Source organism: Xanthomonas sp. D-109 (assembly GCF_017746095.1).
Lineage (GTDB): Bacteria > Pseudomonadota > Gammaproteobacteria > Xanthomonadales > Xanthomonadaceae > Xanthomonas_A > Xanthomonas_A sacchari.
Genome location: NZ_JAGHWV010000012.1, coordinates 69181 through 85615 on the forward strand (window position 1 = coordinate 69181; position 16435 = coordinate 85615).

General features: G+C 70.3%; 17 protein-coding genes. 13 read left to right on the forward strand and 4 right to left on the reverse strand.

All coding sequences use genetic code 11. The annotated features are described in order from the left end of the window. The first annotated feature begins 92 nt into the window (after positions 1 to 92). From J7357_RS13300 to J7357_RS13315, 4 genes are all read left to right on the forward strand, one after another. Positions 93 to 992: an SMP-30/gluconolactonase/LRE family protein gene (locus tag J7357_RS13300; RefSeq protein ID WP_209247126.1), complete on the forward strand. Its 900-nt coding sequence runs from the start codon at positions 93 to 95 to the stop codon at positions 990 to 992. Positions 993 to 1073: 81 nt separating this feature from the next. Further along, a complete protein-coding gene (locus J7357_RS13305; protein WP_010340013.1) occupies positions 1074 to 1796 on the forward strand; it encodes a hypothetical protein in 723 nt (240 codons plus the stop codon). 44 nt (positions 1797 to 1840) lie between these two features. Continuing rightward, positions 1841 to 2236 (forward strand): EF-hand domain-containing protein, encoded by a 396-nt coding sequence (locus tag J7357_RS13310; protein ID WP_209247127.1) that lies wholly within the window; start codon positions 1841 to 1843, stop codon positions 2234 to 2236. Between the two features lie 329 nt (positions 2237 to 2565). Continuing rightward, complete coding sequence (locus tag J7357_RS13315) at positions 2566 to 2886, forward strand: hypothetical protein (protein WP_010340011.1); 321 nt, start codon at positions 2566 to 2568, stop codon at positions 2884 to 2886. A 228-nt stretch (positions 2887 to 3114) separates the two neighbouring features. On the opposite strand, the gene comJ is transcribed toward J7357_RS13315, so the two are convergent. The 3 genes from comJ to ubiH all read right to left on the reverse strand — a co-directional run bounded on the left by comJ (position 3115) and on the right by ubiH (position 6215). Further along, positions 3115 to 3603 (reverse strand): competence protein ComJ, encoded by a 489-nt coding sequence (gene comJ, locus J7357_RS13320; protein ID WP_209247129.1) that lies wholly within the window; start codon positions 3601 to 3603, stop codon positions 3115 to 3117. Positions 3604 to 3825: 222 nt separating this feature from the next. Beyond that, entirely contained in the window at positions 3826 to 5004 is a 1179-nt protein-coding gene (locus J7357_RS13325) for a UbiH/UbiF family hydroxylase (protein ID WP_209247131.1), read from the reverse strand. Further along, positions 5001 to 6215, reverse strand: coding sequence for a 2-octaprenyl-6-methoxyphenyl hydroxylase (gene ubiH / locus J7357_RS13330; RefSeq protein ID WP_209247133.1), 1215 nt, complete (start codon positions 6213 to 6215; stop codon positions 5001 to 5003). Before ubiH ends, J7357_RS13325 begins: the two co-directional genes overlap by 4 nt. A 143-nt stretch (positions 6216 to 6358) precedes the next feature. Between ubiH and J7357_RS13335 the strand changes: the two genes are divergently transcribed. The 9 genes from J7357_RS13335 to J7357_RS13375 all read left to right on the forward strand — a co-directional run bounded on the left by J7357_RS13335 (position 6359) and on the right by J7357_RS13375 (position 15793). After that, positions 6359 to 6943 (forward strand): hypothetical protein, encoded by a 585-nt coding sequence (locus J7357_RS13335; protein ID WP_209247135.1) that lies wholly within the window; start codon positions 6359 to 6361, stop codon positions 6941 to 6943. Between the two features lie 5 nt (positions 6944 to 6948). After that, complete coding sequence (locus J7357_RS13340; RefSeq protein WP_209247137.1) at positions 6949 to 7503, forward strand: cob(I)yrinic acid a,c-diamide adenosyltransferase; 555 nt, start codon at positions 6949 to 6951, stop codon at positions 7501 to 7503. Between the two features lie 24 nt (positions 7504 to 7527). Further along, positions 7528 to 8433 (forward strand): histone deacetylase family protein, encoded by a 906-nt coding sequence (locus J7357_RS13345; RefSeq protein WP_209247139.1) that lies wholly within the window; start codon positions 7528 to 7530, stop codon positions 8431 to 8433. A gap of 110 nt (positions 8434 to 8543) precedes the next feature. Further along, a complete protein-coding gene (gene lptD / locus J7357_RS13350; protein ID WP_209247141.1) occupies positions 8544 to 10895 on the forward strand; it encodes an LPS-assembly protein LptD in 2352 nt (783 codons plus the stop codon). After that, positions 10892 to 12253: a peptidylprolyl isomerase gene (locus J7357_RS13355; RefSeq protein ID WP_209247143.1), complete on the forward strand. Its 1362-nt coding sequence runs from the start codon at positions 10892 to 10894 to the stop codon at positions 12251 to 12253. The genes lptD and J7357_RS13355 overlap by 4 nt, the downstream gene beginning before the upstream one ends. A 3-nt stretch (positions 12254 to 12256) precedes the next feature. After that, positions 12257 to 13234, forward strand: coding sequence for a 4-hydroxythreonine-4-phosphate dehydrogenase PdxA (gene pdxA / locus J7357_RS13360; RefSeq protein ID WP_209247144.1), 978 nt, complete (start codon positions 12257 to 12259; stop codon positions 13232 to 13234). 126 nt (positions 13235 to 13360) lie between these two features. After that, positions 13361 to 14155, forward strand: coding sequence for a 16S rRNA (adenine(1518)-N(6)/adenine(1519)-N(6))-dimethyltransferase RsmA (gene rsmA, locus J7357_RS13365; protein ID WP_209247146.1), 795 nt, complete (start codon positions 13361 to 13363; stop codon positions 14153 to 14155). A gap of 331 nt (positions 14156 to 14486) precedes the next feature. After that, on the forward strand, positions 14487 to 14870 hold the full coding sequence (gene apaG, locus J7357_RS13370) for a Co2+/Mg2+ efflux protein ApaG (RefSeq protein ID WP_209247148.1): 384 nt from the start codon (positions 14487 to 14489) through the stop codon (positions 14868 to 14870). Then, positions 14870 to 15793 (forward strand): symmetrical bis(5'-nucleosyl)-tetraphosphatase, encoded by a 924-nt coding sequence (locus tag J7357_RS13375; protein WP_209247150.1) that lies wholly within the window; start codon positions 14870 to 14872, stop codon positions 15791 to 15793. The genes apaG and J7357_RS13375 overlap by 1 nt, the downstream gene beginning before the upstream one ends. A 107-nt stretch (positions 15794 to 15900) precedes the next feature. Here J7357_RS13375 and J7357_RS13380 read toward each other — a convergent pair whose 3' ends face one another. Continuing rightward, positions 15901 to 16407 (reverse strand): dihydrofolate reductase, encoded by a 507-nt coding sequence (locus J7357_RS13380; RefSeq protein WP_209247297.1) that lies wholly within the window; start codon positions 16405 to 16407, stop codon positions 15901 to 15903. Between the last annotated feature and the right edge of the window lie 28 nt (positions 16408 to 16435).

A 16435-nucleotide genomic window follows, 5' to 3' on the forward strand; every position in this document is an offset into this window, starting at 1 on the left:
ACCGCTGGCGCGGCATCGGCACTGTGAGCGCTATCGCGCGATGCGTCGGGGCCTCTGGCACACTGCCGCCTCCCCCGCCGTCCGGACACCCGATGCGCTGCCGCCCACTGCTCGCCGCCCTCGCCCTGCTGCTGGCTGCCCCGGCCAGGGCGCAGGAACCCCTGTTCCACGCCCGCGACCTGGTCGGCGATGGCGTATTCACCGACAAGATCGAAGGGCCTGCGACCGGCCCCGATGGTGCGCTGTACGTGGTCAACTTCGCCCACGACGGCAGCATCGGCCGGATCCAGCGCGATGCCGACGGCCACGCGCAGGCCAGCCTGTTCGTGGATCTGCCTGCCGGCAGCATCGGCAACGGCATCCGCTTCGATCGCCGCGGGCGCATGCTGGTGGCCGACTACGGCCAGCACCGCATCCTGCGCATCGCCCTGCGCAGCAAGCGCATCGAGGTCTACGCCACGCTGCCGGGCGCGTTCCAGCCCAACGACATCGCGATGGCGCCCGACGGCACCCTGTACGCCAGCGACCCGGACTGGAAGCACGACGGCGGCCAGCTGTGGCGCATCGACCGCGACCGCAGTGCGCACCTGATCGAGACCGGCATGGGCACCACCAACGGCATCGAGGTCAGCCCCGACGGCAAGCGCCTGTACGTCAACGAGAGCGTGCAGCGGCGGATCTGGGTCTACGACCGTGCGGCCGACGGCGCCGTCTCGAACAAGCGGCTGTTCGCCAGCTTCGCCGACGCCGGCCTGGACGGCATGCGCTGCGACGTCGACGGCAACCTGTACGTGGCCCGCTACGACGCCGGCAAGGTGATCGTGCTGGCGCCCGACGGCACGCTGCTGCACGAGGTCGCGACCAAGGGCCGCAAGCCCACCAACCTGGCCTTCGGCGGCGCCGACGGGCGCGATGTCGATGTGACCCTGCAGGACCGCGGCGCGATCGAGACCTTCCGCAGCGACCGCCCCGGACGCGAGCACGGACGTTGATGGGATGCGTATCGCAGCGGTGTCTCAGCCCGCGCAATGGCCGCCTGGCATCCTGGCTGCACTGACTGGAGGGCCGCGCACATGCAGCCGATCGAACTGAACAACCCGGCCGGCTTCGCCGACGAATTCCTGCGCCTGACCCTGCTGCAGGGCTTCCAGTCGCTGACCAAGCGCGACCTGGAACTGCTGATCTTCGTGTTGCTGGAGCGCGACGGCGCGATCTCGCGCAGCGATTCCAACAACGCGGTGGCGATGCGCCTGCGGGTGACCCCGGCCAAGGTCAAGGGCCTGCGCCGCGACGGCTATGCGCGCTGGCGCGCGCTGGTGCCGGAGGACAACGAGGCGGCGCTGCAGCGCATCGTCGCCACGGTGCTCACCGAGGACAACCTGCGCGCCGGGGCCAAGCACGTCAGCGAGCGCAGCAAGAAGGACGGCTTCCTGGCGATCCGCATCGAACATCCCGACGACCAGCAGCGCTTCGAACAAGCCATTGTCGACGTCGGCGCCATGCCCGTGTACGAGCGCAACCGCGACGTGATGGCGGTGCGCTTCGACACGCTGCTGAAGATCGCCGAGCGCTGGGGCTACCTGCAGCCGGAGCCGGAGAAGGTGACGCAGGAACTGCAGAAGCTGGCGCCCACCGCCGAGGAGGTCGCCGACCTGTTGAAGAAGGACGTGAGCAAGCTACGCTGGGAGGACGTGCGCCGCGCCCTCAACAGCCTCGGCGCCAAGGCCGTCGCCAGCACCGCCGAGGGCGGGCTGAAGGGCCTGTTGAAGCTCGCGTTTCCATTCATCCCCGGCTGAGCCGGGGCCGCCATCCCTCGCCATACCGGAGTTGCGTCTTGTCCATGCCCTGCCGTTCCCTCGTCCTGCTCTGCTGCCTGTGCGCCTGCGCCGCGCCGGCCGCGGCGCAGAATCTCAATAGCACCTCCAGCGCCACCACCGAACCGCTGCGGGATGCGCCGGTCAACGTGCGCGCGCAGCCGCTCAGCAACGGTGTGGTCACCCACCAGGTGCAGTTGCCGGCGACGCCGGGCGAAGCGCAGGTGACCGTGCGCAGCATCCAGCCGGACCGCGTCGCCGGCAGCTACCGCATCGATTTCGAGGCGCTGGACACCGACCACGACGGCTACATCAGCCGCAGCGAAGCGCAGGCCAATCCGTCGCTGGCCGACGAGTTCGACGCGCTGGACACCACCCACAGCGGCCGCCTCAGCCGCGCGCAGTTGGCCGGCTGGCTGTAGACATCCCGCATCACGTCGGGACGCGTTCTGTAGGAGCGGCTTCAGCCGCGACGGGTTTACCGGTAACGCCGCCGTCGCGGCTGAAGCCTCTGCTACAGGCAAGCGGCATCCGGCTTGCGTGTCGCGGAAGCAGATCATGCGAAGTGCGCTGTAGCCACGCCGACGTGCGTCCGGCAGCGCCAGGGGCAGCGCCGGCCGCGCTGGAGCGCACATTGGAAACGCTTGCTAAACAGCGCCGGCGCACACGTGCGAAGGCCCGATTTTTTTAGCGTCGATTAATTCGGCCAGGCCTATGTTCTTGACTCCTTCCCAGCAACAGGAGTCGTGCCATGAACCGCATCGTTCCTCGTCTCGTCCCGTTCGCGTTCGCGCTGCTTGCCGCGCCGGCGCTGGCCATGGCGCAGTCGGCGCCGGACGAAGTGACCCTGCACCAGAACGGCCAGATCATCAATGTCACCTCGGTCGAGCCGAACTCGATCGTCGGCGACTACCACATCGATTTCGCCAAGCTCGACCGCAACCATGACGGCTACATCAGCCGCGCCGAAGCCAAGGCCGACCCGACGCTGTACGCCGAGTTCGATGCCGTCGACGTGCATCACCACGGCCGCCTGAGCAAGGCCGACCTGGAAGGCTGGATGTCGACGTGACGCGATCCACGCGTCGACCGATTCGCGTCCTTTCCACCACACGCGCCGCCTGCGGCTTCCCCGCCGCATGCGGCGCGATTGTTTTCTGAAGCGGCAACACCGCAGACACCCGTCACGCGAGGGCCGGAACGTCAGACGCTCGCTTCAGCGCAGCCGGCGCATCGATCGCCGCACCGCGCGTCATCCAATACGCCCTCCATCTCGCCTCGCCCACCGCGCTGACGAGCGCTACAGCATTCCTTCCTGCAGCGGCGCATCCTGCGTTCCGCCCCAGGGATCGTCCAGCAGATAACGCGCCGCCACCGGCTGCGTCGCCGGCACCAGGGTGAGCCGGTAATACACCTCGTCGTCGCCTTCGCAGACTTCGTAGTAAAGCGCGTAGTCGCCAGGCTGCAGCGCCAGCGTCACATCGAAGGCCTCAGCAGCAGACGCCACCTGCACCCGCGCGTCCGGAACCACCCGGAACGGCACCTGCATGCGCCGCTGCGCACGCGGATCGGGTGCGAACGCCGCGGCCAGCACCAGGTGCACCTGCGCGCCGAACGCGTCCTCGGGCAACGGATCGAACACCACGTAGTCACGATGCAGGATCGCGCCCTGCGCCAGGTTGCGCGGACCCCAGCGGCAGGCGGCCTCGTCGAAGGCACGGGCGCGCAACTGCACCTGGCTGTGGGAAATCAGCAGATCCACGGTCTGCGCCCGGGTCGCGTCTTGCATCGTCGTCCTCCATGGCAGGAACGCGGCCTGCGTGCTGCGCTTCGCTCCCTACCCTCACCCCAACCCCTCTCCCGAAGGGAGACAGGCTCAAGCAAACCAGCCGAAGCTGGCTCTTCCTTCTCCCTCCGGGAGAAGGTGCACCGAAGGGGCGGATGAGGGCACGGGCGCCGCTCGGCGCGCGTGGTCGAATCTGCGGCCGCCGCGTCCGGCCGGAGCGTGCGGTCACACGCCGGAAGCGCGCTTCCAGAACCCGTGCATCAACAACGGCAGCTTGCCGGCCAGGCCCAGCAGCGGGCCGCGCAGCAGGGTGAGGTGCAGCTCGTCGTTGGAGAACAGCCGGTTGATCGCATCGAAGCCGTAGGCGGCCACGGTGTTGTCGCTGCGGCGGCCGCGCGCCCAGCGTGCCAACCGCTGCGGCGCCGCCCAGTCGACTCGCTGCGCCTGCGCCTGCCGCACCAGCGTCGCCAGCGCGGCGACGTCGCGCAGGCCCAGGTTGACGCCCTGCCCGGCCAGCGGATGCACCACGTGCGCGGCGTCGCCCAGCACCAGCAGGCGGCCGCGCTGGTAGGCCTCCACCAGTTGCCGGCGCAGCGGGAACGCCAGCCGCGGCGACAGCGCCCGCACCGCACCCAGCCGCGCGCCGAAGGCCTGGGTCAGTTCGGCGCCGAAGGCCGCATCGTCCAGCGCCAGCACCCGCGCCGCCTCGGCCTCGGGCAAGGTCCACACGATCGAGCTGCGGCCGTCGGCGAACGGCAGGAACGCCAGCGGCCCTCCCGGCAGGAAGCGCTGCCAGGCGGTGTCCTGGTGCGGTTGTTCGGTCTGCACGAAGGCGACCACGCCGCGCTGGCCGTAGTCGTGCGCCGGCGCGTCCAGCCCGGCCAAGGCGCGCAGGGTGGAATCGGCGCCGTCGGCGGCGATCGCCAGGCGCGCGTCCAGGCGGCTGCCGTCGTCCAGGCGCAGGCGCGCACGCTCGGCCGACGGCTCCAGCGCCTCCACCCGCGCCGGGCAATGCACCTGCACGCCGGCCGCCGGCAGCGCCGCCCACAGCTGTTCGACCAGCAGGCTGTGTTCGACGATCCAGCCGAGCTGGTCGCGGCCCAGGGTGTCGGCGTCGAAGGCCAGTTCGCCACCGCCGCCGGCATCCCACACGCGCATGCGCCGGTACGCGCTGGCGCGACTGGCGACGACCTGCGGCCACACGCCCAAGCCCTGCAGCAGCGCCGCGTTGTCCGGGGCGAAGGCGTACACGCGCAGGTCCGGCGTGTCGGCAGACCAGCGCGGCGGTTCGCGGCCCTCGACCAGGGCCACCGCCAGGCCTTCGCCGGCCAGGGCCAGCGCACAGGCCGCGCCGACCACGCCGCCGCCCACCACCACCACATCCAGCACGCCGCGCCGGCTCATGCGCGCGTCTCCCGGCACAGCTGCGGCACATCGCCGCGGAAGCCCATCGCGCCACCGACCAGGAACGACTGCAACGGCGCGGCCTGCGCCGCCGCCAGCAGGCCCAGGCTGCGCAGCGGGCGCAGCAGCGTGGCCGGGTTGGCGGTCAGCCGCGCCAGCCCGCCGGAGAACGCCACCGTGCGTTGGCGATCCTGCTCGCGGCGCTGCGCGTACTGCTGCAGCAGCGCCGGCGCGCCCGGGTCGGTGCCGTCGCGCTCGATCAGTTCGGCCAGGGTCAGCGCATCGCGCAAGCCCAGGTTGAAGCCCTGTGCGCCCAGCGGGTGCAAGGTCTGCGCGGCATTGCCCAGCAGCACCGCGCGCGCGTCGGTCAGCCGCTCGGCCAGCACCTGCACGATCGGGTAGGCACTGCGCTCGCCACTGCCGAGCAGGCGGCCGACGCGCCAGCCCAGCGCGTCCTGCAGCCGCTGCAGCCAGGCGTCCTCGCCCAGCGCCGCCACCGCCTCGGCGTCCTCGGCGGCGACCGCATGGATCGCGCCGTAATGGCGGTCGCCGCGCGGCAACAAGGCAGTCGGACCGTCGTCGCGGAAGCGCTCGTAGGCGGTGCCGTCGGGCTGGCGGCTGCCGCGCACCCGCGCCACGAACAGGGTCTGCTGGAAATCGTGCCGTGTTGCGGCGATGCCCAAGGCCTCGCGCACCGCGCTGGCGCTGCCGTCGGCGCCGACCAGCAGCCGCGTGTGCAGGACCTGCTCGCTGCCGTCGCGCACGATGCGCAGGCGGCGCTCGCCCTCCTCGGTGTCGGCCTCCAGCGCCACGAACTGCGCCGGGCGATAGCGGGTCAGCCGCGTGGTCGCCGCCAGGCTGGCCTCCAGCGCCTCGCCGAAGTCGCGCGCGACCACCACCTGGCCGAAGGCCTCGCGCCCATACTCGGCGGCCTCCAGCCGCACCCGGCCGAAATCGCCGGCGCGGCTGACGTGGATGCGGCGGATCGGGCCGGTCGGCGCGCGCAGCCGCTGCATCACCCCGAGCGCGCTCAGCGCGTTGACCGTGGCGGCGGCGAAACTGAGGTTGCGCTGGTCGAACACCGGCGGCAACGCGCCCGGCGGCGCGGCCTCGACCAGGCCCACGTCCACACCCAGCCGGTCCAGGGCGATGGCCAGGCTGGCGCCGACCAGGCCGCCGCCGACGATCACTACGTCATGTCGTTTGCTCATCCGGCCATGATACGACCGGCACCCGTCTGGCCGGTGAGCGCCACCGCCCAGCTTGCGCACCGTGGCGAGAGCGGCGCACGGCGCTCGCGCGCGCCGCGCTTCCAGTAGAATCCGGGGTCTTACGTGCCCCGGTGCCCGCCGTCATGACGCCTTCCGCCCACCGCCTCCCCGCCCTGCTGCTGTTGACCGCGCTGCTGGCCGCGACCCGCATCAACCACTTCGGGGCGATCCCGGACGCGTCGTGGGCGGTGTTCTTCGTCGGCGGCTTCTACCTGCGCAGCTGGACCCGCTGGGCGTTCCCGCTGCTGATGGCGCTGGCGGTGCTGGTCGACTACCTGGTCATCCGCAGCCAGGGCCTGGATTTCTGGCAGCACTACTGCGTGTCGCCGGCCTACTGGTGCCTGATCCCGGCCTACTTCGTGCTGTGGGCCGGCGGCGCCTGGCTGGCGCAGCGCTACCGCGGCGCCGACTGGCGCGCCCTGGGCCTGGCCGCCGGCAGCCTGCTGGTGGCGGTGGCGTCGTGCCACCTGCTGGCGCAGGGCAGCTTCTACTGGGTCAGCCGCAGCGTGCCGAACCCGACCCTGGCCGGCTGGTGGCAGAACTACAGCGACTGGCTGCTGCCCTACCTGGGCAGCGCCAGCCTGTACGTGGCGCTGGCCGCGGCGGTCCAGGTCGGCGTCGAGCAGCTGGCGCGGCTGGGCCAGCGCGGCCAGCCGGTCGGTCACTGACCGGGATGGGCAACCGCCTCTCCAAGATCTACACCCGCACCGGCGACGACGGCAGCACCGGCCTGGGCGATGGCAACCGGGTCGGCAAGGACTCGGCGCGGGTCGCCGCCTATGGCACCGTGGACGAGGCCAACTCGGCGATCGGCGTGGTCCTGGCCTGCGCGCTGGCCGAGGACGTGCGGCAGTTGCTGACCGCGATCCAGCACCAGTTGTTCGACCTCGGCGGAGAGCTGTGCATCCCCGGCCACGCCGCGATCCATGCCGCCGACATCGACGCGCTGGAACGGCACCTGGACCGCTACAACGACACCCTGCCGCCACTGCAGGACTTCATCCTGCCCGCCGGCGGCGAAGCGGCGGCGCGCTGCCACCTGGCCCGCACCATCGTGCGCCGCGCCGAGCGCGAGACGGTGGCGCTGTCGCGGCAGGACGCGGTGCGCCCGGAAGCGGTGCGCTACCTCAACCGCCTGTCCGACCTGCTGTTCGTGCTGGCGCGGGTGCTGGCGCGGGCCGACGGCCACGGCGAAGTGCTGTGGCGCCACGACCGGCGCCAGGCCTGAGCGACGCCCAGGCCGCGGCCGCGCATGCTGATCTACACCCATCCTGCCTGCCTTGGCCACGCGCCCGGACCGGAACACCCGGAACGTCCGCAGCGCCTGGAGGCGGTGACCACCGCACTGCGCGAGGCCTTTCCTGCGCTGGAATGGCGCGAGGCCCCGCTGGCCAAGCTCGGCGACCTGGCCCGGGTGCATGAGCGCGACCTGATCGACCGCGTCCTGGCCGATCTCGACGGCCCGCAGATGCTCGACGTGGACACGGTACTCTCGCCCGGCTCGCGCGCTGCCGCCCTGCGTGCCGCCGGCGCCGGCGTGGCCGCGGTGGACGCGGTCATGCACGGCGTCAGCGACACCGCCTTCTGCGCGGTGCGCCCGCCCGGCCACCACGCCACCGCCGACACCGCGATGGGCTTCTGCCTGTTCAACAACGTCGCCGTGGCCGCCGCGCACGCCCGCGACGCGCACGGCCTGGAGCGGATCGCCATCGTCGATTTCGACGTGCATCACGGCAACGGCACCCAGGCGATCTTCGAGCGCGAGCCCCGCGTGCAGTACCTCAGCACCCACCAATCCGGGCTGTTCCCGCACACCGGCGGGGTCCACGACCGCGGCGTCGGCAACCTGCACAACGCGCTGCTGCCGCCGGGCAGCGGCGGTTTCCGCTTCCGCAACACCTGGGCCGACCAGATGCTGCCGCTGCTGGACGCGTTCAAGCCACAGTTGCTGCTGATCTCGGCCGGCTTCGACGCGCACATGCGCGATCCGCTGGCCGACCTGATGCTGGACACCGAGGACTTCGCCTGGATCACCGCCGAGCTGCGCGCGGTGGCACAGCGGCACGCGCGCGGCCGGGTGGTGTCCCTGCTGGAGGGCGGCTACGACCTGCAGGCCCTGCGCGAGGGCAGCGTCGCCCACGTCGACGCGCTGCGCTGAGCGTCCCGCAGGCCCGATGAACCCCGTCCCCTGCCCCGGGGACGCCTTCATTGCCCCTATGCACAGGATGGGGCAAGCTAGCGACCGTTTTCGCCCGATACCTGACGCGCGTGCGCCGAACCCTTCGCCTGCTCCCTCTTCCGTTCAGTATCGCCCTGTGCCTGCCGGCAGTGGCGGCTGAAAAGCCGCCGAACTGGGGCCTGTGCCCGACCCCGGACGTGCTGCCCAAGTTCGACGACGCGCAGCAGCCGGATCCCAAGCTCGCGCAGAACCGCGACCAGCAGCCGACCAATATCGAAGGCGACCAGCTGTCGGGCACCACCACCATCCCCAACTACACCGGCAACGTCGCGCTCAAGCGCGGCGACCAGTTCATGGGTACCGACAGCCTGCGGGTGGACACGGAGACCGGCAACTACATCGCCGAGGGCCACGTGCGCTACCAGGATTCGTCGATCCGCATGATCGCCGACCGCGCCGAGGGCAATCAGGACACCGATACCCACAAGATCACCAACATTCGCTACCAACTGCTGGCCCGCCGCGGCAACGGCAAGGCCGACTCGGTCGACCTGCAGGGCGCGCTGGGGCAGATGCACCGCTCCACCTACACCACCTGCGACCCCTCGCAGCGGGTGTGGGAACTGCATGCACCGGAAATCGACGTCGACAACGACGAGGGCTTCGGCACCGCGCGCAACGCGATCCTCAAGGTCTACAACGTCCCGATCCTGTACGCGCCCTGGTTCAAGTTCCCGATCGACGATCGCCGCAGCAGCGGCTTCCTGTTCCCGGCGATCGGCATGTCCAGCCGCAACGGCTTCGACTACACCCAGCCGTACTACCTGAATCTGGCGCCGAACTACGACGCCACCCTGTATCCGCGCTTCATGGCCAGCCGCGGCCTGATGCTGGGCAGCGAGTTCCGCTATCTGTACGACGGCGGCAAGGGCGAACTGGAGGCCGCCTACCTGCCCGACGACAAGCTGCGCGACAAGGATCGCGGCCGCTTCAGTTACCAGGGCTACCACAACATCAATGCGCAGTGGCAGGCGCGCGCCTCGGTGGCATGGGTCAGCGACGAGCGCTACACGGAGGATTTCTCCAACCGCCTGCTCGGCAACGCGGTATCCAACATCCAGAGCACGATCGGCGTCTACGGCACAGGCGAGACCTGGACCGCCGGCCTGATGGCAGACCGCTGGCAGTTGACCGACTACACCCTGACCGAGGATGCGCTGCCGTACAACCGCCAGCCGCGCGCCTTCTTCAACTGGGACCAGTCGTTCGGCAACTATTTCGAAGCCGGCCTGTACAGCGAAGCGGTGCGCTTCGTGCACGATGACATCCATGAGAAAACCACCGACGGCACCTACGAACGCACCGGCGTGGTCACGCCGCGCCCCGGCGGCAGCCGCCTGGACCTCAAGCCCTACATCTCGATGCCGCTGGCCGGCGCCGCCTGGTTCCTCAAGCCCACGCTGGCCTGGCGCTACACCGCCTATCAACTCGACAAGGATCTGGCGGCCACGCTGGGCGGCGACACCACGCCCTCGCGCAGCCTGCCGATCGCCACGGTCGACGCGGGCCTGTACTTCGACCGCGATACCAAATGGGGGAACACCAGCTATCTGCAGACCCTGGAACCGCGGCTGTTCTACCTGTATACCCCGTACCGCGACCAGAACGACCTGCCGATCTTCGATACCCGCGAGTTCACCTTCAGCTGGGGCCAGTTGTTCCGCGATTCGCGCTACACCGGCGCCGACCGCCAGAACGACGCCAACCAGCTGACCATGGCGTTGAGCTCGCGCCTGCTGCGCCAGGACGACGGCAAGGAAAAGCTGTCGGTCAGCCTCGGCCAGATCCTGTATTTCAGCGATTCGCGGGTCAGCCTGCCCAACAGCGACACCACGATCGAGCAGGGCAAGTCGGCCTGGGTGGCCGATGCGAACTACATGATCAACGACCGCTGGAACCTGGGCGCCACCTATCAATGGGACCCCAAGTACCGGCGCAAGGATCTGGCCAGCTTCCGCGCGCGCTATCTGATGCCAGGCGACGGCATCGTCAACATCGCCTACCGCTATCGCCGCGACCTGCTGGAACAGGCCGATGTGTCGTTCCTGTACCCGATCAACCCGACCTGGAGCGTGGTGGGCCGGCATTACTACTCGCTGATGGACAAGAAGCCGCTGGAAAGCATCCTCGGCGTGCAGTGGGACAGCTGCTGCCTGGCGGTGCGCGCCGTGGCGCGGCGCTACGTGCGCAACCGCACCGGCGCGCTGGACACCGCGTTCCAGGTCGAGTTCGTGCTCAAGGGCCTGTCGTCCCTGGGCCAGGACACGGACCGCGTTCTGCGCCGTGCTATTCTCGGCTACAACCGCGACGACCTGTACTTGGTCCCGCCCAGCAACACCACGACCGATCCGGACGCTTACGATCCGAACCAGATTCCATGACCAAGACCCTTTCTGTATTTCTCGCCGCCCTGATGGCGGTCGCCGGCGTGTCCGCTCCGGCCGCCGCGCAACAAACCCAACCGCTGGACCGCATCGCCGCGGTGGTCGACGAGGATGTCGTGCTGCAGAGCGAACTGGATCGTGCCGTGCGCAACGTGAAGGCGCAGTATGCCGGCCGCGAGGCGCAGCTGCCGCCGGATAACGTGCTGCAGCGGCAGGTGCTGGAACGCCTGGTCCTGGTCAAGCTGCAGGTCGCGCGCGCCAACAGCACCGGCATCCGCGTCGGCGACGACGAGCTGAATCGCGCCATCGCCAGCATCGCCCAGCAGAACGGCACCGACGTGGACGGCCTGCGCAAGAAGCTGGCCGCCGACGGCATGTCCTACACCGACTTCCGCAACTCGGTGCGCGACGAAATCACCGTGCAGCGCCTGCGCCAGAGCTTCGCGCAGAGCCGCATCAACGTCAGCGAGGCCGAAGTCGACGCGGCGCTGGCGCAGCAGGCCACCACCGGGGCGCAGTACCACCTGGCGCACATCCTGGTCGGCCTGCCGGAAGGCGCCACCGCCGAGCAGATCAAGACTGCCCAGGGCAAGATCGACGGGGTCAAGAACCTGATCGACAAGGGCGAGATCGACTTCAACGCCGCGGCGGTGCGCTACTCCGACAGCCCCAATGCGCTGGAAGGCGGCGACCTGGGATGGCGCAGCCTGGATGAAATCCCCAACGCGTTCGCGCAGTTGATCCGCGACATGAAGCCCGGCCAGGTGGTCGGCCCGCTGCGCGGCCCCAGCGGCTTCCAGTTGCTGAAGCTGGTCGAGGTGCGCGACGCCTCGGCCAATCCGGAAAAGAAGACCGTCACCGAGTACCACGCCCGCCACATCCTGATCCGGGTCAACGATGCGCAGCCCGATGCGGCGGCCAAGGCCAAGATCGAGACCCTGCGTGCGCGCATCGCCGGTGGCGCCGACTTCCAGGCCGTGGCCAAGGAAGCGTCGGAAGACACCAACAGCCGCAGCCAGGGCGGCGACCTGGGCTGGTTCCCGGCCGACGCGTTCGGCCCGGACTTCGGCCACCAGGTCGCGAGCCTGCAGGATGGCCAGGTGTCGCAGCCGTTCCGCACCGAGGCCGGCTGGCACATCGTGCAGCGCGTCGGCGAGCGCCAGACCGACGTGACCAGCGATACCCAGCGCGCCCAGGTCCGCGAGACCATCGGCCGCCGCAAGCTGGAAGAGGAATACAACCGCTTCCTGCAGGAAATGCGCGGCGAAGCCTATGTCGACCTGCGCGTGGGCAACACCGACGCCGCCACTGCGCCGGCGGCCACGCCCGCGGCGGCGCCCGCCGCCAAGCCCTGACCCATGCGTCCCTCGCTCGCGCTGGTGCCGGGCGAGCCGGGCGGGATCGGTCCGGAGCTGTGCGTGCGACTGGCGCAACAGCCGCGCCACGACTGCCAGCTCCTGGCCTTCGCCGATCCCGACACCTTGCGCGCCGCCGCGGCGGCGCTGTCGCTGCCGCTGCAGCTGCTGCCCGAATCCAGTCCCGCCCTCGCCCCTGGCGACCTGCGCCTGCGCACGGTCGCCAATGCCGTGCCCAGCCGCTTTGGCGCGACCGAACCGGCCAATGCCGCGGCGGTGATCGCCGCGCTGACCCAGGCCGCCGATGCCTGCCTGCGCGGCGAACTGGCCGGCATGGTCACCGGTCCCGTGCACAAGGCTGCGATCAACGCCGGCGGCATCGCCTACACCGGCACCACCGAGTTGCTAGCCCAGCATGCCGGCCGCGAGGTGGTGATGATGCTGGCCAATGCCATCGTGCGCGTGGCCCTGGTCACCACCCACCTGCCGCTGCGCGCGGTCGCCGATGCGCTCACGCCGGCCTTGCTGGAACGTAGCCTGCGCATCACCGAGGCCGCGCTGCGCCATGAGTTCGGCATCGCCGCGCCGACCATCGCCGTGCTGGGGCTGAACCCGCATGCCGGCGAGGACGGCCACCTGGGCCTGGAGGAAATCCAGGTGATGCAGCCGGTGCTGGATGCCTTGCGCGCGGAGGGCATGCGCCTGATCGGCCCGCTGCCGGCCGATACCGCGTTCCTGCCGCAGAAGCTGGCGAGCGTGGACGCGGTGCTGGCGATGTACCACGACCAGGGGCTGCCGGTGCTCAAGTACAGCGGGTTCGAGCAGGCGGTGAACCTGACCCTGGGCCTGCCCTACCCGCGCGTGGCGGTCGACCACGGCACCGCGCTGGAGCTGGCCGGTCGCGGTGTCGCAGACCCGTCCAGTCTGTTCGCCGCCACAGCGCTGTGCGCGCAACTGGCGGCGCGCCGCGCGCAGTCCTAGCTGCCGGGCCGAGCGCGTTCGGCGCTCTGTCGCAACCAGGCTCCCGGTCATGCCGGTCGCGGCTGAAGCCGCTCCTACGTCGCCGCAGGCGCGCGCCACCCCGTGCATGCCGATAAAATGGCCGCCATGACTTCCTCCTCCGGCTTCGGCGCCCCGGCCAAGAAATCCCTCGGCCAGCACTTCCTCAGCGACCGCCACTACATCGACAGCATCGTCCGCGCGGTCGATCCCAAGCCCGGCGATCGCCTGGTGGAGATCGGTCCCGGCCAGGGTGCGATCACCTTCCCGCTGCTGCGCCGGCATGGCCAGCTGACCGTGATCGAATTCGACCGCGACCTGATCGCGCCACTGACCGCGGCGGCGGCCGGTGTCGGCGAACTGACCATCCTCAACCGCGACGTGCTGTCGGTGGATTTCGCCGCCCTGGCCGAGGGCGCACGCATCCGCCTGGTCGGCAACCTGCCCTACAACATTTCCTCGCCGATCCTGTTCCATGCCCTGGACCACGCCACGGCGATCGCCGACATGCATTTCATGCTGCAGAAGGAAGTGGTCGACCGCATGGCCGCCGACCCTGGCAGCAAGGTCTACGGCCGGCTCAGCGTCATGCTGCAGGCGTATTGCGAGGTGACCTCGCTGTTCGTGGTGCCGCCGGGCGCGTTCCGGCCGCCGCCGAAGGTGGATTCGGCGGTGGTGCGGCTGGTGCCGCGGCCGCCGCAGACGGTGGGCATCGCCGATCCCAAGCGCTTCGCCGACGTGGTCCGCGCCGCGTTCGGGCAGCGCCGCAAGACCCTGCGCAACGCCTTGAACGGCGTCTGCGATGCTGCCCAGTTCGAGGCCGCCGGCGTGCGCCCGGACGCGCGCGCCGAGCAGCTCGAGGTCGCCGACTTCGTGCGCCTGGCCAACATCGCGCAAGCCTGAGCGGACGTCCCGCGCGGCGCGCGCATGCATGCGTGGTGCGACCTCTGCGCGCGCGTTGCCCCCTCCTTGCATGCCGGCGCAGGCGTCGCCGACCTGCACCGTAGACATGGTGATGACGGCACCGCCTCGACACCGTAGCGTGGCAAGCCGCACAACACAGACCGCCACCGCGAACGACGGCCCTCCTGCACACTGCCCGCGGCAACAACAGGCCCGCACGTGCGGCTCGCGCAGGCCGCAGCCAGGGCCACTGCCGCGCGTCAGCCGCCTGGCAGTGACAACCGTTGACGCATCTCGCCTCAAACGGCAAAACACGCTCTAAACTGTGGGGATGAACGATGACGCCCCCTATCGGATCGAGGTCGAAGTGTCGCCCCGATTCCTCGACGACCAATCGGCGCCGGAGGACGGACGCTACACGTTCGCCTACACGATCCGCATCCACAACAGCGGCCGCGTCGCCGCGCGGCTGATCGCCCGGCACTGGGAGATCACCGACGGCAACGGCCGCATCGAACGCGTGGACGGCGACGGCGTGGTCGGCGAACAGCCGCGGCTGCGCCCGGGCGAGGATTTCCGTTACACCTCCGGGCTGGTGCTGGAGACCGAACACGGCACGATGCGCGGCCACTACGACATGGAGGCCGACGACGGTACCCACTTCATCGCCGCGATCGCCCCGTTCGTGCTGTCCGTCCCACGGACCCTGCACTGATGGCGGTCTGGGCGATCGGCGACCTGCAGGGTTGCTACGACATCACCCAGCACCTGCTGGAGAAGATCCGCTTCGATCCGGCGGTGGACCGGCTGTGGTTCTGCGGCGACCTGGTCAACCGCGGGGGGCAGTCGCTGGAGACCCTGCGCCTGGTGCACTCGCTGCGCGAACACAGCGTGGTGGTGCTGGGCAACCACGACCTGTCGCTGCTGGCGATCGGCGAGCGCAGCCCGGACGAACAGCGCAAGGTCAACCCGGACCTGCAGCGCATCGTGCTGGCCGAGGACCGCGACGAACTGCTGACCTGGCTGCGCATGCAGAAGCTGCTGCACGCCGACCGCCAACTCGGCTGGATGATGATCCACGCCGGCCTGGCGCCGAAGTGGACCACCGCGCTGGCCGAGAAGCATGCACGCGAGGTCGAGCAGCAACTGCACGGCAACGGCTACCGCAAGCTGTTCCGCAACATGTACGGCGACCGCCCCGCCTGGTCGCCGGGCCTGACCGGCTACGACCGCTCGCGCGCGATCATCAACCTGTTCACCCGCGCCCGCTATTGCACCCCGCGCGGGCGCATCGCGATCGAGGAAAAGGGTACGCCCGGCACCCAGGCACAGGGCCTGTACCCGTGGTTCGAGGTGCCGGGGCGGGTCGAGCGCGACCTGAAGATCGTCTGCGGACATTGGTCGACGCTGGGCCTGACCATCACCCAGGGCGTGCACGCGATCGACACCGGCGCGGTCTGGGGCGGCAAGCTCACCGCGTTGCGCCTGGACAGCGAGGACCTGCAGGTCGTGCAGGTCCCGGGCCGCCCGGTGCAGGGGCCGCCGCCGGCGGCGCGCAGTGGCACGCCGCGGCGGCGCAGCGCGCCGCACCGTGGACAACCGGCGCCGGCTGCATCTGCCACGCCCGAGCAGGAATAGGTCTAACGCGAGACGTTGCGATTTCGTAGGAGCGGCTTCAGCCGCGACAGGCGTTCCCCGGAATGCGCGTCGCGGCTGAAGCCGCTCCTACGACAGCCCGGTGGCCGCTACACCGCGCCAGATCGGCGCCGGTAATCCACAAACGCGAAGGCCAGCGCATGCCGCGCATCGACCGGATGCGCCTGCCGCGCCACCACGTCCCACTGCGCCGGATCGAACGCGGGAAAATGCGCATCGGCACCATCGACCACGGTGTCGACATGGGTCAGGTACAGCGTCTCGGCCAACGGCAGGGCGAGGGCGAAGATGTCGCCGCCGCCGATCACCGCCAACTCCGTCGCGCCGGCTTCGCGCGCCGCGTCGAACGCCGCCTGCAGCGACGCCACCGCCTGCATGTCCGCGAACGGCACCTGCCCGGAACGGGTCATCACCAGGTTCAAGCGCCCGGGCAGCGCGCGCCCGAGCGACTGCGCGGTCTTGCGCCCCATCAGCACCGGCTTGCCCAGGGTCAGCGCCTTGAAGCGCTTGAGATCGTCCGGCAGGCGCCACGGCAAGTCGTTGTCGCGACCGATCGCATTGGCCCGATCCAGCGCCGCGATCAGGCTCAACTGCAGCGAGGGGCGCGTAGACGGCTCCAAATCC

Coding starts and splice junctions, on each gene's coding strand:
- apaG (WP_209247148.1), top strand. CDS start 14,487: ATGAACGATGACGCCCCCTATCGGATCGAGGTCGAAGTGTCGCCCCGA.
- J7357_RS13305 (WP_010340013.1), top strand. CDS start 1,074: ATGCAGCCGATCGAACTGAACAACCCGGCCGGCTTCGCCGACGAATTC.
- rsmA (WP_209247146.1), top strand. CDS start 13,361: ATGACTTCCTCCTCCGGCTTCGGCGCCCCGGCCAAGAAATCCCTCGGC.
- J7357_RS13340 (WP_209247137.1), top strand. CDS start 6,949: ATGGGCAACCGCCTCTCCAAGATCTACACCCGCACCGGCGACGACGGC.
- comJ (WP_209247129.1), bottom strand. CDS start 3,603: ATGCAAGACGCGACCCGGGCGCAGACCGTGGATCTGCTGATTTCCCAC.
- J7357_RS13335 (WP_209247135.1), top strand. CDS start 6,359: ATGACGCCTTCCGCCCACCGCCTCCCCGCCCTGCTGCTGTTGACCGCG.
- pdxA (WP_209247144.1), top strand. CDS start 12,257: ATGCGTCCCTCGCTCGCGCTGGTGCCGGGCGAGCCGGGCGGGATCGGT.
- ubiH (WP_209247133.1), bottom strand. CDS start 6,215: ATGAGCAAACGACATGACGTAGTGATCGTCGGCGGCGGCCTGGTCGGC.
- J7357_RS13300 (WP_209247126.1), top strand. CDS start 93: ATGCGCTGCCGCCCACTGCTCGCCGCCCTCGCCCTGCTGCTGGCTGCC.
- J7357_RS13325 (WP_209247131.1), bottom strand. CDS start 5,004: ATGAGCCGGCGCGGCGTGCTGGATGTGGTGGTGGTGGGCGGCGGCGTG.
- J7357_RS13375 (WP_209247150.1), top strand. CDS start 14,870: ATGGCGGTCTGGGCGATCGGCGACCTGCAGGGTTGCTACGACATCACC.
- J7357_RS13345 (WP_209247139.1), top strand. CDS start 7,528: ATGCTGATCTACACCCATCCTGCCTGCCTTGGCCACGCGCCCGGACCG.
- J7357_RS13315 (WP_010340011.1), top strand. CDS start 2,566: ATGAACCGCATCGTTCCTCGTCTCGTCCCGTTCGCGTTCGCGCTGCTT.
- J7357_RS13310 (WP_209247127.1), top strand. CDS start 1,841: ATGCCCTGCCGTTCCCTCGTCCTGCTCTGCTGCCTGTGCGCCTGCGCC.
- J7357_RS13355 (WP_209247143.1), top strand. CDS start 10,892: ATGACCAAGACCCTTTCTGTATTTCTCGCCGCCCTGATGGCGGTCGCC.